This window comes from Bradyrhizobium sp. USDA 10063 (assembly GCF_054063735.1).
This window is the reverse complement of sequence record NZ_JBSSGP010000002.1, coordinates 1,833,023-1,851,031: the sequence shown is the minus strand read 5'-3', so window position 1 is coordinate 1,851,031 and position 18,009 is coordinate 1,833,023. Positions and strand designations below refer to the sequence as shown.

The 18,009-nt window shown below is 61.6% G+C and carries 16 protein-coding genes and 1 tRNA gene; 13 read left to right on the top strand and 4 right to left on the bottom strand.

Annotation, left to right across the window (positions count from 1 at the left end; translation table 11 throughout):
• Positions 1-182 precede the first annotated feature (182 nt).
• Complete coding sequence (locus ACVJGD_RS11070; RefSeq protein WP_456634370.1) at positions 183-1,412, top strand: CaiB/BaiF CoA transferase family protein; 1,230 nt, start codon at positions 183-185, stop codon at positions 1,410-1,412.
• A gap of 376 nt (positions 1,413-1,788) precedes the next feature.
• The gene (locus tag ACVJGD_RS11065) at positions 1,789-2,175 is read left to right on the top strand and encodes a hypothetical protein (RefSeq protein WP_456634369.1); all 387 of its coding nucleotides are present in this window, start codon (positions 1,789-1,791) and stop codon (positions 2,173-2,175) included.
• Between the two features lie 214 nt (positions 2,176-2,389).
• Here ACVJGD_RS11065 and ACVJGD_RS11060 read toward each other — a convergent pair whose 3' ends face one another.
• Positions 2,390-3,061, bottom strand: coding sequence for a TetR/AcrR family transcriptional regulator (locus tag ACVJGD_RS11060; RefSeq protein WP_456634368.1), 672 nt, complete (start codon positions 3,059-3,061; stop codon positions 2,390-2,392).
• Positions 3,062-3,260: 199 nt separating this feature from the next.
• Here ACVJGD_RS11060 and ACVJGD_RS11055 point away from each other — a divergent pair, with 199 nt between their 5' ends.
• From ACVJGD_RS11055 to ACVJGD_RS11045, 3 genes are all read left to right on the top strand, one after another.
• Positions 3,261-4,493: an acyl-CoA dehydrogenase family protein gene (locus tag ACVJGD_RS11055; RefSeq protein ID WP_456634367.1), complete on the top strand. Its 1,233-nt coding sequence runs from the start codon at positions 3,261-3,263 to the stop codon at positions 4,491-4,493.
• A gap of 49 nt (positions 4,494-4,542) precedes the next feature.
• Positions 4,543-5,601, top strand: a complete 1,059-nt coding sequence (locus ACVJGD_RS11050; protein WP_456634366.1) for a phosphotransferase family protein — start codon at positions 4,543-4,545, stop codon at positions 5,599-5,601.
• Positions 5,602-5,683: 82 nt separating this feature from the next.
• On the top strand, positions 5,684-6,595 hold the full coding sequence (locus ACVJGD_RS11045; RefSeq protein ID WP_456634365.1) for a DMT family transporter: 912 nt from the start codon (positions 5,684-5,686) through the stop codon (positions 6,593-6,595).
• A gap of 189 nt (positions 6,596-6,784) precedes the next feature.
• Here ACVJGD_RS11045 and ACVJGD_RS11040 read toward each other — a convergent pair whose 3' ends face one another.
• Positions 6,785-8,515, bottom strand: coding sequence for a vanadium-dependent haloperoxidase (locus ACVJGD_RS11040; RefSeq protein ID WP_456634364.1), 1,731 nt, complete (start codon positions 8,513-8,515; stop codon positions 6,785-6,787).
• A gap of 618 nt (positions 8,516-9,133) precedes the next feature.
• Between ACVJGD_RS11040 and ACVJGD_RS11035 the strand changes: the two genes are divergently transcribed.
• The gene (locus ACVJGD_RS11035; RefSeq protein WP_456634363.1) at positions 9,134-10,690 is read left to right on the top strand and encodes a hypothetical protein; all 1,557 of its coding nucleotides are present in this window, start codon (positions 9,134-9,136) and stop codon (positions 10,688-10,690) included.
• Positions 10,691-11,721: 1,031 nt separating this feature from the next.
• Here the strand turns inward: ACVJGD_RS11035 and ACVJGD_RS11030 are convergent.
• A complete protein-coding gene (locus ACVJGD_RS11030; protein WP_456640225.1) occupies positions 11,722-12,507 on the bottom strand; it encodes an SDR family NAD(P)-dependent oxidoreductase in 786 nt (261 codons plus the stop codon).
• Positions 12,508-12,672: 165 nt separating this feature from the next.
• Between ACVJGD_RS11030 and ACVJGD_RS11025 the strand changes: the two genes are divergently transcribed.
• Positions 12,673-13,380 (top strand): histidine phosphatase family protein, encoded by a 708-nt coding sequence (locus ACVJGD_RS11025; protein WP_456634362.1) that lies wholly within the window; start codon positions 12,673-12,675, stop codon positions 13,378-13,380.
• A gap of 74 nt (positions 13,381-13,454) precedes the next feature.
• Positions 13,455-14,222 carry an SDR family NAD(P)-dependent oxidoreductase gene (locus ACVJGD_RS11020; protein ID WP_456634361.1) on the top strand — a complete coding sequence of 256 codons (768 nt, stop codon included), beginning with the start codon at positions 13,455-13,457 and terminating at the stop codon, positions 14,220-14,222.
• A gap of 133 nt (positions 14,223-14,355) precedes the next feature.
• Here the strand turns inward: ACVJGD_RS11020 and ACVJGD_RS11015 are convergent, their stop codons facing one another.
• Entirely contained in the window at positions 14,356-15,576 is a 1,221-nt protein-coding gene (locus ACVJGD_RS11015) for a serine hydrolase domain-containing protein (protein ID WP_456634360.1), read from the bottom strand.
• Between the two features lie 153 nt (positions 15,577-15,729).
• Between ACVJGD_RS11015 and ACVJGD_RS11010 the strand changes: the two genes are divergently transcribed.
• The 5 genes from ACVJGD_RS11010 (at position 15,730) to rplA (ending at position 17,998) form a co-directional block, all read left to right on the top strand.
• Positions 15,730-15,805: transfer RNA gene (locus tag ACVJGD_RS11010), tRNA-Trp, on the top strand.
• A gap of 219 nt (positions 15,806-16,024) precedes the next feature.
• Positions 16,025-16,216 (top strand): preprotein translocase subunit SecE, encoded by a 192-nt coding sequence (gene secE / locus ACVJGD_RS11005; RefSeq protein ID WP_456634359.1) that lies wholly within the window; start codon positions 16,025-16,027, stop codon positions 16,214-16,216.
• Entirely contained in the window at positions 16,216-16,767 is a 552-nt protein-coding gene (gene nusG, locus ACVJGD_RS11000) for a transcription termination/antitermination protein NusG (protein WP_454627095.1), read from the top strand. The genes secE and nusG overlap by 1 nt, the downstream gene beginning before the upstream one ends.
• A 103-nt stretch (positions 16,768-16,870) precedes the next feature.
• Positions 16,871-17,299, top strand: coding sequence for a 50S ribosomal protein L11 (gene rplK / locus ACVJGD_RS10995; RefSeq protein ID WP_027583240.1), 429 nt, complete (start codon positions 16,871-16,873; stop codon positions 17,297-17,299).
• A gap of 6 nt (positions 17,300-17,305) precedes the next feature.
• A complete protein-coding gene (gene rplA / locus ACVJGD_RS10990) occupies positions 17,306-17,998 on the top strand; it encodes a 50S ribosomal protein L1 (RefSeq protein WP_456634358.1) in 693 nt (230 codons plus the stop codon).
• The last annotated feature ends 11 nt before the right edge of the window (positions 17,999-18,009 follow it).

Sequence of the window (18,009 nt, the reverse complement as noted above, 5' to 3'; positions counted from 1 at the left end):
TAAGTCAATGCGGCGCAATCGAGGCGGCTGTTTTTCCGGTGCTGGCGGATGGCGGCGGTGCTGGGGATAGCTTCATGCCGAGAGCGCAGTACTCGCCGTTTGAAAATAGTGTATCCGCTGTTTCGCGCGGCCGGACCTTACGTTCCCGCGCGACAAGAGCATAAGTTTCGGAGGAAGTTTTCATGTCGGCTCTGCCACTCTCGGGCATCAAGATTCTCGACCTGACGCGTGTGCTCGCGGGTCCCTTGTCGGCGCAGATGCTGGCCGATCTCGGCGCCGAGGTGATCAAGATCGAGCGTCCCGGCACCGGCGATGACGCGCGCGCCTTCGGTCCGCCCTATCTGGTCGACCCTGATGGCAAGGAGAACAACAACAACTCCTTCTATCTCTGCGCCAACCGCAACAAGAAGTCGGTCACGGTCAACATCGCCAAACCGGAAGGGCAGGAGATCATCCGCGAGCTCGCCAGGACCGTCGACGTGATGATGGAGAACTACAAGGTCGGCGACCTCAAGCGCTACGGGCTCGACTACGAATCGATCAGGAAGATCAACCCGCGCATCATCTATTGCTCGGTGACCGGCTTCGGCCAGACCGGCCCCTATGCGCCGCGCGCCGGCTATGACGCGATCTTCCAGGCGATGGGCGGGCTGATGAGCGTCACCGGCCACATGGACGGCGAGCCGGGCGCCGGCCCGATGAAGGTCGGTCCCTCCATCGTCGACTACATGACCGGCATGAACACCTCGATCGGCATCCTGTCTGCGCTCTACCATCGCGATGCGAGGGGCGGGGAGGGGCAGCATGTCGACGTCTGCCTGTTCGACACCGTGATCGCCTCGCTCTCGCACTACGCGCAGATCTATCTCGTCAACGGCAAGACGCCGCCGCGCCGCGGCACCTGGGGCAACGGCGGCATGCCGGCCGGCGTATTCCGCTGCACCGACGGCGAGCTGATGCTGGTGGTCGGCAACGACGCGCAGTTCGAGCGCACCTGCGCCGTGCTCGGCGAGCCCGAGCTCGCGAAGGACCCGCGCTTCGTCAAGAACAACAACCGCGTCGTGCACGGCAAGGAGATCATGGCGATCTTTGCCGGGCTGTTCCTGAAGAAGTCGGTCGCCTACTGGCTGGAGGAGTTGGAGAAGGCCGGCGTGCCGTCCGGCCCGGTCAACGATTTCGCGCAGGTGTTCGCAGATGAGCATGTCCGCTCGCGCGGCATGGAGATCAAGGTCGACCACCCCTTCGAACATTCGCTGTCGCTGATCCGCAACGCGCTGACATTCTCGGGCACGCCGATCAAGGACTACCGCGCCCCGCCGCTGCTCGGGGCGAACACCAAGGAAGTGCTGTCGGGCAATCTCGGTTATGACGAGGCGAAGATCGAGAGCTTGAAGGCGAACGGGATCGTTTAGAGCGCGAATTGCCTCCACAATGGAAGCTCGGGCTCCCTCTCCCGCTTGCGGGGGAGGGCTGGGGTGGGGGTCTCTCCGCGATTCACGCTGTTCTGGCGTGGGGAAAGAGCCCCCACCCGGCGCTTACGCGCCGACCTCCCCCGCAAGCGGGAGAGGTGAAGAAAGCGAGCCCATCAGCGCGCGTCGCCGGCGAGCACGCGCGCAGGCACCTTGTTGACCACTTCTCCCACATCCGCACAGTCACCGGCGCCGCTATTGCCTCGTCGACGGTCCGGTAAACGGCATGTTGCGCCCCACAATTGATGGAAGACAGATTTCGTCGATCGGTATCTAATAAGCCGTTCTTGTATCTGTAATTGTGAGGGGAGAATGACCGATGCAGCTCGCTCGCTCCGCTTTACTGTTACTTGCGGCGCTTCTTGCAAGTCCAGCCAGTGCGCAATCCTTTCCGCCGGGATCCGCGGTTTATAACTGGCACTATACTTGTCCCACCAACAATCCGGATGGCACGTGCCGGTTCTCGATTCTGGCGGCGAACTACGCCGGAAATAATGTCGCCGATGTTCAGGCCGTGCTGGCCTATCAAACGGTCGGAGCGCAGCAGATTCCGTTCTACCACTTCCGGATCACATTCATGGGCAACAAGAAACCGGATGTGGTGATGATCCAGGCCAATGCTGCGGTTTCATTTGCAGCGTACGGCATGGCCCAGGCCAGTGGCACGGGTCCGATTGCTTCTGAAACTGTCTCTGCGTTGAATTAGTGCGTGATCCGATCGGAGCGAGAAGCGCCGCCGCGATGAAAGCTGCGCTCCCTCTCCCGCTTGCGGGAGAGGGCTGGGGTGAGGGCTCTCTCCGCGAAAAGAAAGAGATTATCTTTGCGCGGAGAGAGCCCTCACCCGGCGCTGCGCGCCGACCTCTCCCGCAAGCGGGGAGGTGAAGCCGATCCGCAGCCGATTGAGCCTTAGCGTATGCTGGTTAGCGCGCGTCGCGGGCGAGGGCGCGCGCCGGCACCTTGCTCTGCGTCTCGCCCATCGTCAGCGCCATCGCTGCGACCGAGACCACGCGCTCGATGATCCCTTCGACATCGTCGACGTCGCATTTGCCTTCCGACAGTTTCGTCAGCCGCTCGCTGTCGCGCACGGTCTGCTGCGCCATGGCGAGTGCGAAGTGCAGGCCCCAATAGAGCTCGACATCGCCGTGCCCGGGGAGCGAGCGCCGCATCGCCGCGATGAATTTGCGCAAGTGGTCGATCTCGCGGTTGCGGATACGGCGGATCGGCGGCACTGACTCAATCGAAACCCGGATCATGAAACGTGCCGCGGTGGAGCGCTGGTTCTCCGGACCAAGGCAGCCGCGCAAGGTCGGGCCGACGAGAGCGCGCAGCACGGCATCGACGGAAGCCCGCCCGCCGCCTGTTTCCTCGGCGGCTTGCAACAGCCTGAGCCGTTCGCGGTTGAGCTGGATGCTGCGGGTGACGAACAGTTCCGCGATCAATTCATCCTTCGAGCCGAAGTGATAGTTCACCGCGGCGAGGTTGACGTTTGCCTCCGCGACAATGTCGCGCAGCGTGACGTCGCCGAATCCGCGGTCGGCATAGAGCCGCTCTGCGGCGGCAAGGATGGCGGTACGGGTCTGGTCGCTGGCCATTTGGATCACCCCCATCGAGGGAGTTGCATTTCAAACATTTGTATGAAACTATCGTTTGAAGGCCGGAAAATGTCAATCCGCTGATATGCGCGATCGGCGTCTGGCACACCACATTGGCTGTCGTCCGCGATCAGGCCTTGCGGCGCGCGGGCGGCGGGAAGACAGTGCGGCCCAAAGTCTAGGAAACGAGGAGCGTCCCATGGATTTCACGATGTCGGACAAGCAGAAGGAATGGCTGAACCGCGTGCAGTCGTTCATGAACACGCATGTTCGCCCGGCGGTGCCGATCTACAAGAAGCAGGACGAGGAGGGGCCGCGCTGGAAGGTGATCCCGATCCTCGAGGAGCTGAAGAAGAAGGCCAAGGCCGAGGGCCTCTGGAACATGTTCCTGCCGCCGTCCTCGCATGATGACGACGAATTTCACGGCGCGGGATTGACCAATCTCGAATACGCGCTGCTTTCCGAGGAGATGGGCCATATCACCTGGGCCTCGGAAGTCTTCAACTGCTCGGCGCCCGACACCGGCAACATGGAAGTTCTGTTCCGCTACGGCAACAAGGAGCAGAAGCGGCAGTGGCTGCGCCCGCTGATGGATGGCGAGATCCGTTCCGCCTTCCTGATGACGGAGCCCGCGGTGGCCTCGTCGGATGCCACCAACATCGAGACCCGCATCGAGCGCGACGGCGATCACTACGTGATCAACGGCCGCAAATGGTGGTCGTCGGGCGTCGGCGATCCCCGCTGCAAGATCGCGATCCTGATGGGCAAGACCGATCCGAAGGCGGCCCGGCATCAGCAGCAGTCGCAGATCCTGGTCCCGCTCGACACCCCCGGCATCAAGGTGGAGAAGATGCTGCCGGTGTTCGGCTTTGACGACGCGCCGCACGGCCATGCCCAGGTGCTGCTCGAGAACGTGCGTGTTCCCGCCTCGAATCTTCTGCTCGGCGAAGGCCGCGGTTTCGAGATCGCGCAGGGCCGCCTCGGTCCGGGCCGCATCCATCACTGCATGCGCACCATCGGCAAGGCCGAGGAGGCGCTGGAGAAGATGGTGAAGCGGCTGATGTCGCGCACGGCCTTCGGCAAGAAGATCATCGAGCACTCGGTGTGGGAGCAGCGCATCGGCGAGGCCCGCACCAATATCGAGATGACGCGCCTCTTGTGCCTCAAGGCCGCCGACATGATGGACAAGGTCGGCAACAAGACCGCGCAGCTCGAGATCGCCATGATCAAGGTTGCGGCACCGAACATGGCGCTGAAGATCATCGACGAGGCGATCCAGGCCTATGGCGGTGGCGGCGTGTCCGACGACGCGGGGCTGGCGAAGGATTACGCCGGCATCCGCACGCTGCGGCTGGCCGACGGTCCGGACGAGGTGCACAATCGCGCCATTGCCAGACTTGAACTTCGGAAGTATGCAAACACGACACACTGATCGGGAACGCCCAGATGGCGCTCCCCAAAAAGAGTGAGGGAGCGTCATCGTGGCGGACGGCGTCAGGAAGGACGAAGAATTTTCCGGGACCCGGGAAGTCGAGGAACGGCATCGTATCGACGAGGCAAGCCTTGCCCGCTGGATGCAGGAGCACGTCGAAGGCTTTCAGGGACCGCTGAAGGTCCTGCAGTTCAAGGGCGGTCAGTCGAATCCGACCTACAAGCTCGAGACGCCCGGCCGCGCTTACGTGATGCGGCGCAAGCCGTTCGGTAAATTATTGCCGTCCGCACACGCGGTCGATCGCGAGTTCCGCGTGATCGCCGCGCTCGGCAAGCAGGGCTTTCCAGTGGCCAAGGCCTACGCGCTCTGCACCGACGATTCCGTGATCGGCGCCACCTTCTACATCATGTCCTTTGAAGAGGGCCGGGTGTTCTGGGACCCGACGCTGCCGAGCCAGGCGCCGGAGGATCGGCGCAAGATCTTCACCAGCAAGATCGAGACGCTGGCAAAACTCCACATCTTCAATCCCGAAGCGATCGGGCTCGGCGATTTCGGCAAGCCCGGGAATTATTTCGCGCGCCAGATCGACCGCTGGACCAAGCAATACCGCGCGTCCGAGACGCAGCACATCGAAGAATTCGAGAAGGTGGCCGAGTGGCTGCCGAAGACGGTGCCGCAGCAGGAGCGGGTCTCGATCGTCCACGGCGACTACCGCCTCGACAACATGATCTTCCATCCGACCGAGCCGCGGGTGCTGGCGGTGCTGGATTGGGAATTGTCGACACTCGGCGATCCCATGGCCGACTTCACCTATCTGTTGATGCAATGGACCATGTCGGGGCTTGCCGACGCCGATCTCAAGGCGCTGAACATTCCGAGCATGGAAGAGGCCGCGCAGATCTATTGCAACGTCACCAACATGGCGGTGCCGGACCTCAACTGGTACTTCGCCTATAACCTGTTCCGCCTCGCGGGCATCACGCAGGGTATCGCCGGCCGCATCCGCGACGGCACCGCCGCCAACGCGAAGGCGATCGAATCAGCCAAGCGCACGGTGCCGCTCTCCAAGGCATCCTGGGAATACGCGCAAAAGGCGGGCGCGACGTGAGAGAAGATGGTGTGGCGCGATCCCTTTGGGTCGCGTCACGTTGTAGCCGAGCCTGCCCGTCCAATCCGACCCGGTAGCTGACTTGGCCCTTTCTCCGAACGTCCGCGGAAGCCTGTTCATGGCGGTAGCCACGGCGGGCTTCACGATCAACGATGCGATCACCAAGGTCGTGTCATCAGAGATGAACTTCGGCCAGGTGATGCTGGTGCGGGGCATCTTTGCCATTGGGCTGATCGCGGCGTTGGCCTTCCATCAGGGCGCGATGCGGTCGTTTCGAACGCTCCTGGTGGGGCCGGTCGCACTGCGGGTGATCGGCGAAGTCGGCGGAACGGTCTCGTATCTTGCCGCAATCTCGCATCTGCCGCTCGCGAATATCTCCGCGATCCTGCAGGCGCTGCCGCTGCTCGTCACGCTGGGCGCCGCGCTGGCATTCGGTGAGCCCGTCGGCTGGCGGCGCTGGCTCGCGATCATCGCCGGCTTTGTCGGTGTTCTCATCATCGTTCGGCCGGGCGCCGAAGGCTTCAACCAGTTCGCGCTGTTCGCCTTGATCTCGGTGATCTTCTGCGCGTTGCGCGATCTCGCGACCAGGCGGATACCGGCGCAAATTCCGTCGCTGTTCGTCACCCTGCTGACCACAGTCACGGTGACGATCACCGGAGCGGTCATCGTCGTCCCGCTCGGCGGTTGGACCCCGCCATCCACCGGCGCCCTCAGTCTGCTGGCAATGGCTGCGGTTCTTGTCCTGATCGGCTATCAGTGCGTCATCATGGCGCTGCGCACCGGCGACATTTCGGCCGTGGCGCCCTTCCGCTACCTGGCGCTGCTATGGGCCATGCTGCTTGGCTATCTCATCTTCGACGACGTGCCCGACGCCATGATGATCGCGGGCGCATCGATCATCGTGCTCTCAGGCCTCTATGCATTCTATCGCGAGCACAAGCGCAAACGCCCGGTGGCAGCAGGCGCATCCGGCCTGCCGCCCGATGGGCTGTAAGTATCAGCGCCCGCGTACGGTGCTTGCAATGGTCAGCGGCTGGCGCGCCGATAGGGGTGTACGATTAGTTTAGCCCGTAGCGTGATTCAGTACGACCACAAGCGTCGGAGCGACCCGCCGCGGCAATCCTCCGATATGGATTCGCCGCGGCGGCAGTGCATCAGGCCCAGGCTGGATGAAGCACAGGCACTAAACGATAGCTGAAAGCTTCACCGCCTCCAAAGGTGGGTCAAGGTCATCATCTCCGTCGAGGATTGTGGCGCCGTCGTAGGTGACTTTGTCCTGCCCGACTTCAACCACCTTCCCCCCAAAGCTGAGATAACTGAATCTCCAGGGACGCTCATGGAAGTCGCGCCGCAGATGATACAAGATGGACGTCGCGATGCGCTGTCCAAGAAGTACAGACTGGCTGTAGTCGGTGCGCCAATGTACACCCGCCATGTTGCGGCCGATCGCGATATTCGAGGCGACTTTGTCGAGTTCGCCTCCGATCGTGAGCTGGTCTGCATCCGGGACCCCTACATCCGTCAACTCTATTCCATTGGGCTTCGGCATCATTGGCGTGATCCCGACATCTTTGAGTTTTTGCGTTCCCGCAAAATAGGCTTTGAGCACTGTGACGCATGCGCCCGCGACCGTAGCATGTCCCGCACCATAGGAGCCGTGTGCCGGCGAACCATCCTTGAAACACATCGGCAGCAGATAGGTGTCAGAGCCGTGCCCAGCATTCGCTTGCCTGATCCTCGCGACCGCGCCACCGCTGGTGTTCGACCCTTGCAATACGGCGAGCCCACCTGAGAGCGCCAATTTCGCCTCGGCGGCCTTCAAACCAGAGCTGTACAGCGCGCGATGGACCAAGCCGCCATAAGCTTCCGGACGCAGGCGCAGATTCCCAATGAACTTCTGATACCACACAGCCTTCAATGCGCATGTGGCAACTTCGCAGACCAACGAAAGAATGAACGGCGAGCCAAACGTGCCGAACCCTTCTTCGTGAGGGAAGATTGGGGAATCACGATTGTAGGGATTTCCTGCATCCAGCTTGACGTCCGAGCCAAGCAAGATAAGCGCGGCGTTAAGATAGGCTTCGTAGAGCGCGTCAAGATGAACGTATCGCGCGAGATCGCCCGCGTTCTGAATGTAACGCGAATCAGGCGGTGGAGTGACGTTTGGCTTAAAGGCTTGGCCGTTCTGCACGGCAAGCCAATCGGCCCAGTTGATCATATGAGGAACACCCCCTAGCCGATAATCTGTGTCGACGGCCCGCCCTTCAATCTGCTTGATCCGTAACGAACCGTAGGGCACGTCGAGCCATAGAAATTGTGAGATATAGGGTCCAAGATGCTCACGATTTGCTTGTCCGGAAGGCGTCCATTCGCCGCCTCGGAAAATGGTCGCAGGCGTGACGGTCCGGGCCGAATAGGTGGGATGGGCGCTTGATGCCGGGTTGGCATGAAGCTTGAGGCCGCTCAGCTCATTCGCTGCGGCTTGCGCCAAGGTGTTGCCGGGATAGTCCGCAAAGTTGACGTCACGGAGCAGCGCCATCCAGTAAAGTTCAATCATCTCGGCGGCGGTGGTCTCGTGCTTTCCGTCCTGCTCCGGGGGCTTGGGGATATGGAATAGCCAACCTGCTGCGGTCAGCCGATCGGCGGCTAGACCCGCCTGTGGGTTGACGAGCGGACGAAGTCCGGCCGAGTCGATCTCCTTGAAATCCTGCGGGCGATGTTCGTCGAGCGCCGTTAGAAGAGATTTGAATGAGCTGGCGACCACGCGTCCGTCACGGTCATGTTTCAGAGATTTGTGAAAGTGCAACTCGGATGCCTGAACGAGGTCAGCAGACGGAGTGTTGACCAGCTTGTGGATTGCAGTCCCTGCGGGGGCAGGCGATGATGGATGAGGCTTGGGATAAGCAGTTGCCATTGGACCTTCTCCGAACTGTGGTACTCCACGTTGGAGAGCCTTCGCTCACCGTTGGCAGTCTTATCAGAAAGAACACGTTAAGGTTGTGATCTGCTTCACAGTGGATGCGTCTGTTTCAAAATGCCGCGCCACAGGAATTGCTGCGCTCGTTTAAGAGACGCAGTGCGAGAAGCCGCGGTGACTGCCTCCCTTCTGAGGCCAAGTCGTGTGATAGGCCGCTTGTATTGCTGAGCGAGTGCAACGGCGCTTCTTGCCGCCCGATGGGCTGTGATTGTTGCCCGCAAAGGGCAGGACCAACGGATCCTGGGACGGTTATGTTTCCGGCATAGCTTCAGGAGCGAAGGCGTAAAGCGCAATATGGCAGCAGTACTGCTAGATATCTTGAATTGTGCAACCTAAGGTAATTTTCCTATCCTCGGTAACCCTGCGCAGTGCCGACATCATGCGATGAATTCTTTGTTTCTGGCGACGGCTGTCTGTCGCGGATACCTGCCGATCTCGCATGGCGCATGGAAAGGGAGACGTAGCGGAGCGTCGCGTTTTCGACCCACCATTTTCCGGCGCTTGCGGCAACAGTGCCGCGGGCGGGTGCGCTTGCAGAAAATTTCGGAGGTTACAATGGAACGACGCGAGTTTTTGATTGCCGGTGCTGCCAGTGCTGCAGCCGCGGTCGGCATCGAGCCGCGGCCGACCAACGCTCAATCTCCGCCTGCCGCAGGCCAACCGCTGGCGCCAACCGATTTACAGTCCACCGTCGCTCGTCTGCGCACGCAGTTTCTCACGCAGTTTGACGCTGCTTACGTCGAGAACGTGATCGTGCCGTGGTTTCTTGTCAGCACCTATCAGGGGGAAAGACTATCTTTGCCCATGATCGATCTGGCCTTCTCCAAGGAGAACGCGTTGCCACGCGATCTATGGGGCCTGCTCAGCGAGACCTGGAAGATCGACCCGCGAGATGGCGTCACAGTCTTTCTTCAAGGTCTGGAAAAGCGCGGACCGGACAATGAGCGAAAGAGAATCTATATGTCCGCGGTGACGCCGGATCTCTACGCTCCGATGTACCACGATAAAGTCATGCTGTTCTTCGGCAAGCTGCTGGATAACAGGAACGCCGGCAAGCCGTTGATGCGCCCTTACCTTGAAGGTTACTTCGACGTGTACTGGGATCTGCATCTCGGAGTTAAAGGCGAGGCCATTCCGGCACGGGTTCGCCAGATCGGGGAGAGCTTCAATACGGTGCTCGCCTATCGAGATCCGACACAGAAGATTGTCTACGACCACTACATGGCGGTGCGTTCGAATCTTGGTTACTTGAAAGGCTGGATTGATGAAAGGGTCGCTGACCTCAAAAGCGGAAAGACACCCGATCCGCAGAAGACATTTGTCTATTGGTGGATAAAGAATGCCGGTAATGGAGATAATTTTAGCCAAAAGGACATCGTCTTCGAATGCTTCCATAACTTCGTTGCCTTCAGTCAATGGGGCAACACGATCTACAATATCATGCTGAGATTGAGCAGGAACGCGGGCGATCCTGACATCCGGGCCTCGTTCAAGCGGACCATGGAAGGCAACTTCGATCAGGGAAAAGACAAGTCATTCACCCCGCTGGAGCGCTTCGTGATGGAGTTGTTTCGTACGATCTCGCCGAACGGCGGAAGTATTTCGGCGATGGAAGAAACGAGGAGCCCACCGTTCCTGAGGGATGGCTACATCGTTAGTCCGCATACAACCACGAGCCTCGATCCGGTGCATTGGAAAAACCCGGACAAGTTCGACCCTGAGCGCTACAACACGGCGCCAACCAGCGATCAGATCGATGAAGCGAAGTGTGAGCAGATCGGCTTTGCCAAATGTCCATTCGAACGAACGGGATTCGACGTTAAGGACGGCCGAAAAGCCACCATGCATAACAGCGGCTTTGGCACCGTTTACGGTATTGTCGATGGCAAGCCTCTGCCTGTATGCGACTATGCAGGGTTTGCACCGTTCGGCTTCGGGTATCGGCGCTGTCCCGGCGAGCAACTCACGATCCAGGTTTTCGAGGATTTCTTGAAGAAGGTGTGGAAAGACAAGATCGAGTTCGAAAAGCTGAATATTGCCAATCCAGAAACGCTTCCTATCGGACCATCCACAGTCATCGGCGACAACATTGGATTTGCAAGATCGGCGTAACGGAAGCTTGCGAGCTACTAGCCAATGGAGCGTCTGCAGGGCAGATGAGCGTTCTGCCGTCGCTCAGAGAGCAGAGGCAGAACGCGTACTCGGCCAACTGCTCACGCAACCACCCCCGCCGTCATTCCGGGCTCGATGCTGCGCATCGCCCCGGAATGACAACCCGTCATTGCGAGCGAAAGCGAAGCAATCCACGTCTCCACACGCGGCGCTATGGATTGCTTCGCTTCGCTCGCAATGGCGATGTGGCTGCTTTAGGTGCGACATAACAACCCGACGGGCAAATCACCAAAAGTCTGTCCATCCCTCGCGCGAAAAATATTCCGCTTTCGCCGTCGGGCAAATCAGTGATTTAACTCCGCGCGTCTCACCCGAATTGAGGGGCGGCTCGCGATCGTCACGAACGTTGCGGTGGGATGCGGTGGACGCGATGCGTGTGACTGACGAGCATGCGCATCACGGACGGCGAAGTCGTGTGGTTCTGGCGCCCCGACGCTGGCGCTAAGTCTTGCAGAGATGATCTGTGAGGCGACGGTGGCAAGAAAGCCCGGTCACCGGGAAGAGCACGAAGTAAGCCGTAAACCATTGCGCAGGGAAGGCCGGTGTGAATCCGGTTGACCTGTGGTCCTACCCCCGTGCTTTTTGTTGCACGGGGCCCACGGGTGCAATCGGCACCCGGCTTTCCCTGCGCCCTCTGTTCGATGAGAGGGTGAAACGAGATGCAAAGCTCGGGCACATCATGCCGCGAGAACGCGGATTCACATCCCCTTCGCTGTTTGAAGATTGAATCAGAAACCATCCCCGCGGTCGTCCCGGCCCTCGAGCCGGGACCCATAACCACAGGGTTTAGTGATGTGCTCCGCCGCAACCGCGTGCTCGCGCCACACACCTTCCTGTGGTTATGGGTCCCTGCTTTCGCAGGGACGACGATCGTAGGGTGGGCAAAGCGAAGCGTGCCCACCATCGCGAGCGGAGTGTTGATGGTGGGCACGGCGCGAAGAGCGCGCCTTTGCCCACCCTACGCAATGTCGCTAAATCGGCTTGCCTGTATACGGCATCGAAGCGGTGAGGCCGCCATCGACAGGGATCGCCTGACCATTGACGTAGGACGCTTCGTCGCTCGCGAGAAACAATCCCATCGCGGCGAGCTCGTGTGGCTGGCCGGCGCGCTTGAGCGGATTGAGCTGGCCGATCTTGTCGGAGGTGCCGCGCTCCTTCGCTCGGTCGAACACCGGCTTTGTCATGCCGGTCTCGATCAGGCCCGGGCAGACCGCGTTGATGCGCACGCCGGTGCCGGACAGCGAATAGGCGGTGGTCTGCACCAGGCTGATGACGCCGGCCTTGCTCGCGCCGTACGGATGGCCGCTGGCACCCGCCTTCAGGCCCGCGACCGACGCGGTGCAGATGATCGAACCATAGCCCTGTTTGGTCATATGCGGAATCGAATGCTTGATCGCGAGGAACGGTCCGATCAGGTTGATGCGCAGCACCTCCTGCCAGTGTTCGACCGTCTGGTCGGCGAGTGGCACCAGGCCGCCGCTGACGCCGGCATTGGCCCAGATCGCGTCGAGCTTGCCGTATTTCGACAGCGCCTTGTCGATGAAGTCCTTCACGTCGGCCTCAAGGCCCGCGTCCGCCATCACCGCTTCGACGGTGCCGCCGGCATCGCGAACGAGCTTTGCGGTCTCGTTCACGCCTTCGGTACGGTCGACCGCGATCAGCTTGGCGCCTTCCTTCGTGAACAACAGAGAGGCAGCGCGTCCGATGCCGCTTCCCGCGCCGGTGATGATGACGGATTTGCCTTCGAGGCGGCCCAAATGTTTCTCCCCCATGTCTTTCTCCCTGGTAGCTTTGCGTGCCGGCGCTTGCCGCTTCGCGGAATTCAAACAAGATTTCAAACGCCCGAGTCACTTCAGACAAGTCACTTGAGACGTTATGTGCTCTGACGTAGGACACGCGCACACTATTCAAGGGGTCTTGTGATGTCCAATGCTGACAAGCCGAAGGTGGTCACGACGCGGTGGTGGTGGATACGGCATGCGCCGGTACGCAGCGATGGCGGCAATATCTATGGCCAGAAGGACATTGAGTGCGACACCGGCGATCGCGAAGTGTTCGAGGCGGTCGCGAAGATCCTGCCGCGCGCGGCGGTCTGGTACGCAAGCAATCTGATGCGCACGCATCAGACCGCGGAGGCGATCTGGGCTGCCGGCTTTCCGAAGCCGGCTAGCATGGCGAAGGAGGCCGCCTTCGCCGAACAGCATCTCGGCCGGTGGCAGGGCATGAATCGCGCCGCGTTCCTCGCCAGCCGCCCGGTCGGCAGCCATTGGTTCGCCGACATCAACGAGCCCGCGCCTGATGGCGAGAGTTTCATGGATCTCTATACCCGTGTCTGCCGCGCGATCGTGCGGATCAATGCCGCGGAAGCCGGCAGGGACGTGATCGCGGTCGGCCATGGCGGCACGATCAAGGCCGCCGTCGGCCTGGCGCTCGGCGGCCAGCCGGAGAGGGGCCTCGCCTTCGACATCGACAATTGTTCGGTGACGCGGCTCGATCATATCGCAGGCGCCGACACCAGCCTCTGGCGGTTGCCGATGGTGAACCAGCAGCCATGGATCGCGGACGCAAGGCATGCCGCGATGCATCAGCCGGCCGGACCGGAAGTCGTGCCCGAGAACAAGCTCGCCTGACGCGCGGTTGTCGGCGATGGCAAACGCTGCTTAGCTCGGAACCAACATCAAGACCTCATATGTGGGAGAGAAACATGAGCTTGTTCGACATGAAGGGAAAAGTGGCCGTCATCACCGGCTCGACGCGCGGGATCGGCCGCGCTATTGCCGAGCGCATGGCCGAGCATGGCGCCAAGGTGGTGATCTCCTCACGCAAGGCCGATGTCTGCGACCAGGTGGCGAAGGAGATCAACGACAAGTTCGGCAAGGGCACCGCGGTTGCGATCGCGGCGAACATCTCGAGCAAGGAGAATCTTCAGAACCTCGTCGACGAAAGCAACCGCGCCTTCGGCAAGATCGATGTGCTGGTCTGCAACGCGGCGTCGAATCCCTATTACGGGCCGCTGGCCGGTATCTCGGACGATCAGTTCCGCAAGATCCTCGAGAACAACATCGTCGCCAACAATTGGCTGATCTCGATGGTGGTGCCGCAGATGATCGAGCGCAAGGACGGCTCGATCATCATCGTCTCGTCGATCGGCGGGCTGAAGGGCTCGACCATCCTCGGCGCCTACGCGATCTCGAAGGCCGCCGACATGCAGCTCGCGCGCAACCTCGCCTGCGAATACGGCAAGCACAATATCCGCGTGAACTGCATCGCGCCCGGCCTGATCAAGACCGACTTTGCCAAGGCGCTGTGGGACAATCCCGAGAACCTGAAGGCCTCGACCGCGCGCTCGCCCTTGCAGCGCATCGGCATCCCCGACGAGATCGCAGGCTGTGCGGTGCTGATGGGCTCGAAGGCCGGCGACTTCATGACCGGCCAGACGGTCGCGATCGACGGCGGCGCGACGATCAGTTGAGGCACATGACACACGCTCAACCGTCATCGCCCGCGCAGGCGGGCGATCCAGTACTCACCGGCTTCTCGATTTCGATCGGCGTCGGCGTTTACTGGATGCCCCGCCTTCGCGGGGCATGACGGTGAGTGGTACGTTACTCCAGCGCCGCGTACACCCCGTTCCGCACCAGCGTGCGGGTGTAGTCGCGCTGGCCCGGGCCCTGCGACATGAACACCGCGAACAGGTCCTCGCTCGGATCGATCCAGAAGAAGGTGCCGGCGACACCGCTCCAGAAGAACTGGCCGACCGAGCCCGGAAATGGCGCGATGCCCTGATGCGTGCGCACCGCAAAGCCGAGGCCGAAGCCGTGGCCGGGCGGGACAAGCGTACCCTGGATCTTGACCTCGGGACCGAGATGGTTGGCGGCCATCAGTTGCAGCGTCTTGCGGCCGATGATCCGGTTGCCGTCGAGCGTGCCGCCACTCAGCAGCATCTGTGCGAAGCGGGCGTAGTCCATCGTGGTCGAGACCAGCCCGCCGCCGCCGGATTCCATCGCCGGCTGCTCCAGCATGTTGAAGAGCTGCACTTTCTCGCCGTTCCACGGATCGGTCGCGAACGCCTCGGCGAGCCGGGTTGCATTCTGTTCGCCGGTGTAGAAGCCGGTCTCGGTCATCTGCAGCGGCGCCAGGATGCGTTCGGTCAGGAAGGTGCCGAGCGTCTTGCCGCTGACGACTTCGATGATGCGGCCAAGGATGTCGGTGGAGCGGCTGTAGTTGAACTCGGCGCCGGGCTGGCAGATCAGCGGCATGCTGGCGAGCAAGGTCGCGTGCTCGGCATTGGTGATCTTGCGGCTGCGCAGCCGCGATTGCTGGTAGAGCTGCTGCACCAGGCCGTTGCCGGTGTGGTCATATGTCAGACCAGACGTGTGGCGGAGCAGGTCCTGGATCGTCATCTGGCGATTGGCCGGCACCAGCTCGAGCTTGCCGCCACTCTCGACGCCGACCTTGGTCTCGGCGAATTCCGGGATGAATTTCGCGACGGGATCGCTGAGCAGGAAATGGCCGTCCTCCAGCAGCATCATGATGCCGACCGAGACGATCGGCTTGGTCATCGAGAAGATGCGGAAGATGGTGTCATGCGCCATCGGCGTCCCCTCGGGGCCCTGCCGGCCGATGGTGTCGAACCAGCCGATCTGGCCGCGGCGGGCCACAAGGACGGTGGCGCCGGGGATGGTTCCCTTGTCGACCTCGCGCTTGAAGGTGTCGGACATCCGCTGCAGCCGGACGCTGGAGAGACCAAGCTGCTCCGGCTTGGCGGAGGGCAGGGGTGGCGTCTGCGGGGCGGATGTCGGCCTGGTGGCGGTTTGCGCGGTCATGGTCTCTCCCGTTGCTTCTTGTTGTCGCGGCGATCGGGCGAAGTCTGGCCGAGAAGTGCGATCTTGAACAGGGCGTTTACCGCTTCACCCTTGCATTCGGGGCATGCCCTGTGCTTCAAACGGCGCGAACCGGCGGCGACGCTTCGGTTCCTTAGGAGTGTAGCTCAATTGGTAGAGCACCGGTCTCCAAAACCGGGGGTTGGGAGTTCGAGCCTCTCCACTCCTGCCAGCGGTGCCGATATCTTGACCTTTCACCGCTCCCGCAGTACATACCCGCCACCTGCAGCCGGCCCGCGTTTAAAAGGCGGATATCCGGCGCGGCTTTAAATCCCCCGAACAATCGAGCCTGTTGACCGGCTCATCCTTCGCGAGAGGGCTGGGCGCTCAAGGACTGTTCGGATTCCTGAAACACTTGAATCGTCTGACGACGGACGCGGACCTAAGAAGAATGGCTTTCAGCCCGTTCAAATTCCTGCAGGAAGTGCGCTCGGAGACCGCCAAGGTCACCTGGCCGACCCGCCGTGAGACGACGATCACCACGATCATGGTGTTCGTGATGGTCGCGCTGGCGTCGATCTTCTTCTTCGCCGCGGACCAGATTATCCGCTATCTTGTTACCCTCATCCTGGGCATCCACTGATGAGCACTCTGACGCAATCGACGGACAAGCGCTGGTACATCGTCCACGCCTACTCGAACTTCGAGAAGAAAGTCGCGGAGTCGATCCGCGAACAGGCCAAGCAGCGCGGGCTGGAGGAACTGTTCGAGCAGGTGCTGGTGCCGACCGAGAAGGTCACCGAGGTGCGCCGCGGCCGCAAGATCGATGCCGAGCGCAAGTTCTTCCCCGGCTACGTGCTGGTGAAGATGAAGCTCACCGACGAGGCCTTCCACCTGATCAAGAATACTCCGAAGGTGACGGGCTTCCTGGGCGCGGAAAACAAGCCGATGCCGATTTCGGAAGCCGAGGCCATGCGGATCCTGCACCAGGTGCAGGAGGGTGTGGAACGGCCGAAGGCCTCGGTGTCGTTCGAGATCGGCGAGAATGTGCGGGTGGCCGACGGGCCGTTCGCCTCGTTCTCGGGCGTGGTGGAAGAAATCGACGAGGCGCGCTCGCGCGTGAAGGTCGCGGTCTCGATCTTCGGCCGTGCCACCCCGGTCGAGCTGGAATTCGGTCAGGTCGAGAAGGTCTGATCTGAAGAGGACGTGGGAGGACGGGTGCGGTCGCCAGCCGCTCCGGGTCCGAACCACGGAACCTGAACCCGCCGGGCAGTGTCCGGCACAACAGGAGTGATACATGGCAAAGAAAGTGACCGGATACCTGAAGCTTCAGGTCCCGGCCGGTGCGGCGAACCCGTCGCCGCCGATCGGCCCCGCGCTTGGTCAGCGCGGTCTCAACATCATGGAATTCTGCAAGGCGTTCAACGCCCAGACGCAGAAGGAAGAGAAGAACACCCCGATCCCGGTGATCATCACGATCTACGCGGACCGCTCCTTCACCTTCGAGATGAAGACGCCGCCGATGTCTTACTTCTTGAAGCAGGCCGCCAAGATCCAGTCCGGCTCCAAGGCGCCGGGCCGCGACAAGGCCGGCCAGGTGACCAAAGCGCAGGTGCGCGAGATCGCCGAGAAGAAGATGAAGGATCTCAATTGCGATACCGTCGAAGCGGCCATGAAGATGGTCGAGGGCTCCGCCCGTTCGATGGGTCTGGAAGTTGCGGGGTAAGGCGCCATGGCAATCGGAAAGCGTTTGAAGAAGGCCCGCGAAGGTATTGACCGCGAAAAGCTTTATCCGCTCGCGGACGCCATTAAGCTGGTCAAGGAGCGGGCCAAGTCGAAGTTCGACGAGACCATCGAGGTCGCGATCAATCTCGGCGTCGACCCGCGTCATGCCGACCAGATGGTGCGCGGCGTGGTGATGCTGCCGAACGGTACCGGCCGCACGCTCCGCGTCGGCGTGTTCGCCCGCGGCGCCAAGGCGGATGAGGCCAAGGCGGCGGGCGCCGACGTCGTCGGTGCCGAGGACCTGGTCGAGAAGGTGCAGGCCGGCAATATCGACTTCGACCGCTGCATCGCGACCCCAGACATGATGCCGCTGGTCGGCCGCCTCGGTAAGGTGCTCGGTCCGCGCGGCATGATGCCGAACCCGAAGATCGGCACCGTGACCATGGACGTCACCGGCGCCGTGAAGGGCGCCAAGGGCGGCTCGGTCGAGTTCCGCGTCGAGAAGGCCGGTATCATCCAGGCCGGCGTCGGCAAGGCCTCGTTCTCCGAGGACAAGCTGGTCGAGAATATCAAGGCGCTCGCGGATGCCGTGGTCAAGGCCAAGCCGGCCGGCGCCAAGGGCACCTACGTCCAGCGCGTGGCGGTCTCGTCGACCATGGGGCCGGGCGTGAAAGTCGAGCCGGGCACGCTGCTCGGCTAATCGCCGGCAGG